General features: G+C 34.0%; 2 protein-coding genes and 1 tRNA gene. All 3 read right to left on the bottom strand.

Going from position 1 to position 3,341, the window contains the following annotated elements; translation table 11 throughout:
• Positions 1-367: hypothetical protein (locus tag AVJ19_RS20585; RefSeq protein WP_111861371.1), on the bottom strand; the 367-nt coding region annotated here is incomplete at its 3' end.
• 597 nt (positions 368-964) lie between these two features.
• Positions 965-1,037, bottom strand: a tRNA-Arg gene (locus AVJ19_RS20580).
• Positions 1,038-2,683: 1,646 nt separating this feature from the next.
• Complete coding sequence (locus tag AVJ19_RS20575; RefSeq protein ID WP_111861372.1) at positions 2,684-3,334, bottom strand: hypothetical protein; 651 nt, start codon at positions 3,332-3,334, stop codon at positions 2,684-2,686.
• Between the last annotated feature and the right edge of the window lie 7 nt (positions 3,335-3,341).

The raw sequence follows: 3,341 nt of genomic DNA, 5'->3' as shown, positions 1-3,341 counted from the left end.
TTTCCTGAATTTTGTATCTTGGTGCTGACTCTATTCGTACAACGGTATAACCCATATCTTCAGCAACATCGTAACGGTCCATACTCCAAGCTTTATTCGCCAATCTACCTTTGCGACCACCCGACCAAGGACCACCTGAAATCTCAACTAAGATCCTGTGCTCAATTAACAAAAAGTCAAAACGCCAATGTTTAGTTGGTTTAATTTGAAATTTCTTTTGGTATTTAATCTTAAAAACATTCAGTGCATGTTCGAATTTTTCTTCAGCTTCTAAATAAGCCTCTTTCGCCTTAGGCAGCGGTCGAGTTTTCGGCTTTCTTTTTATTTCTGATTTTTGAGTGAGTTGGGTGTATTGAGATGGGTCCATAAATTTTACTCAATAAAAAAGCCTCACATCTCTGTGAAGCTTCTACCTTAATTTTTGCGCTGATTAAGGTTGTTGTATGTTTTTCATTGAAATGAATAAACAGTCACATTATTATAACCAAATGTGATACATATTAAAAGAAATATAAAGTAAAAAACCTCCCGAAGGAGGTCTAAACATTCATAACTAGGGGATATGAATGCAAAATTTACAGCCATTACTTAAAACTAAGTCTGAATAACTTAAGAGTTAAAAAAACCTCACATCCTGTGAGGCTTCCCCCGACTCTTGCGCTGATTCAGGTCTTGTACTGCAAATTAAATATAATTTAAAAATTAACTTTATTCATTTGCAAATTATTACATTAAATCAATTAATTCAACCTCAAATCTATATCGGGAATAATCGACTGCGGCTTGAATACAACTTTATAATAATAAGCACTCACACTCTTGTGTTTCTCTTGCTTGTTTTGGTTGATTACTCGCGCAACCTGTCAACACCACTATACATAATGCTAAATATTTCATTACTCTTCCTAATTTTTATCAGGTTTTAGTTTAAATAATTTTTAGCAGATATTTTGTAAGAATTTAGCACGCCATACAGGATTCGGACCTATGACCATCCGCTTAGAAGGCGGATGCTCTATCTACTAAGCTAATGGCATAAAAAGGATATGGTGATCTGCCACATCCTACCTTAGATTACGATATTGATCAGCTCGGCAACTGATCTACCGCTACTCAACACGATAAACATCTCAAAGTTAGCTATTGATCTGCTCTGTATCTTTCGATTCCGTTTGTCTGGGAGTCACCCACAACTTGTGGCTCTGAGGCTAATTCAATATGTGACGAAATCACATTGGATTCAAACCGATTTATACGGCTGGTTTCTGCATCCCACCGTTTGCGCTTATAGCTGAACAATTTGTACAGCGTCACAAATCGAAATCACCCTTGTTTCGGGTGGCGCACTACCCTTATGCATATGTTGGCATGATGAATCTCCCGTCTTGTTACTTGTGCACGTCACAAGCACCTTTATAAAATTTAGGCAATAAAAAAGCCCACACCTATAGGAGTGAGGGCTTAGGAGTAATGATTATTTTTATACCTGTTGAATTATACAGCTTATGCTACCTTAAATAATAATGATAATCAATTGCATTTAATTACAAAATAATCTCTTCTTTATTATTAAAGACCATCATTGTGGTGGTTAATGCATCGAATTCGGAATACCTATTTCAATCGATCAACATACTTACTGTATGTAACTCTATTACATTTGGAACATTTCCACTCACTAATAGCATCAAAATGGTAAACCTGCTTACTATCTAGTTTTTTTACGATTTTATAATCATGTCTACAGAATAAAGACTTTATTATTTTTACAAACATATTTTAAACCCTCTTAAAAATATATTGAATTTCAATCAATTACTCTAAATCCTTAACATTGCACACTTAATCTTAACTAATCAAGTATTTTAGAGGATGGTATTTTAGTATGCAAAAAAATATCCACACATGTTGGAGGCTGTGTGGATATATAAAACTCTAATAAAAAATACCTACCAATAGGGGTTAATAGGTATATAAACTTAAAAAAATGCTCACTAATGGGTGTGAGCATATCAACTGGAGAAAAAATACTTACTCTCTAGCATTCTATCCCTAAAGTAAGTATATGAACCTTAAATCTAGTGCTCGTCTTTCCGAGCCGCCAACTTTTTTTCGCCTAAAGCTTATTTTAAATAAGCATAAATCAAAATATAAACACATTTGATTATAATAAAACAATAATGATTTAAGCAACTAAATATTATGTAAAGATGGTCTTTTTACAACAAAATAAGGCGCTATTTAAATTTTATACCTTGATACATATCGTTATCTTGATTTGCATACCCATGATCACCTTCTGTCTAAAGCAACAAAAAGCCCACATTTCTGTGAGCTTCTTTAGATTGATTAAACTTACTACATAGGTAAATTCCCGATCATATATACAATTGTTGTAAGCACTAAATACATAAACACAAAAAACAATAAACTCATAGACTTATTCAGCATTTTATTTCTCCTTATTTTCACTGTTCTTTTTTTATACAGAAATTAAAGAAAAATAACAACTGTCATTTATATTCTTGTCTATCAATTTATTACATAAATAGTTCAAATTCTGATAAGCAAAAAAATACTCACCTTAGGAGTGAGTATGTAAATTATAAAACTTTCATGGTCTCGGATAAACCGTAATACGACCAGTATGGGAAAATATACCCTTAATTTTGGGACTATGCAATTACAAATCGTATTCTTCTGCAACTTTAAAGAAAAAACCACGCAAATGTGCATCTAAGTCAACACGCCAATCACCGAGTTTTACCAAAGCATATTGCTCATACTTATCATAAGTTCTTAAGTACGCTTTACGATCTATAGACAGCCCTGAAATACGATGACGCTCAGACTGATTATAAGAGTTCTCTTTTTTACCCTCACATTTGCTACACTCAATATGCTTTCTAGCATCTTTAGCGAATAAGAAGCCTTTACCATTACACTTGGTGCACATTCCACGTTTAAATAAAAACTGTGTTAAAGCTGAGCGTGCCACACCTTTGGCAGCCTCTTTACTTGGAATTTGCTTTGTCTGAAAGCCATCTTCTTTAAATTTCAAACGGATCTCACTTGTTAGTAGGTTATGTAGCAAAGCAAAGTGACGATCATTGGGAGTAATTGATCGTACAAGTGCCCATAGCATTGCACAGTTTTCCGTACTCATATCCTGCATCATTAGAGCAGCGCTATTTGTTTTACTTCCATAGTTAGAAGCACCACCAACACCATCCTTAAAACCGTCCATTGTTTTCTGTGCTAGGTCCAATAAAGTAAAATCCACTTTCGATACACTAGGCTTGAACATTAAGCGACGTAAATCATGAACAATCATCAAATCC

The organism is Acinetobacter sp. CFCC 10889 (assembly GCF_003268395.1).
Classification (GTDB): Bacteria; Pseudomonadota; Gammaproteobacteria; order Pseudomonadales; family Moraxellaceae; genus Acinetobacter.
This window is presented reverse-complemented; position numbering and strand designations above follow the sequence as displayed.

What these genes read in the sequence shown, in the direction of transcription:
- AVJ19_RS20575 (WP_111861372.1), bottom strand. Translation starts at nt 3,334, where the DNA reads ATGATTGTTCATGATTTACGTCGCTTAATGTTCAAGCCTAGTGTATCG.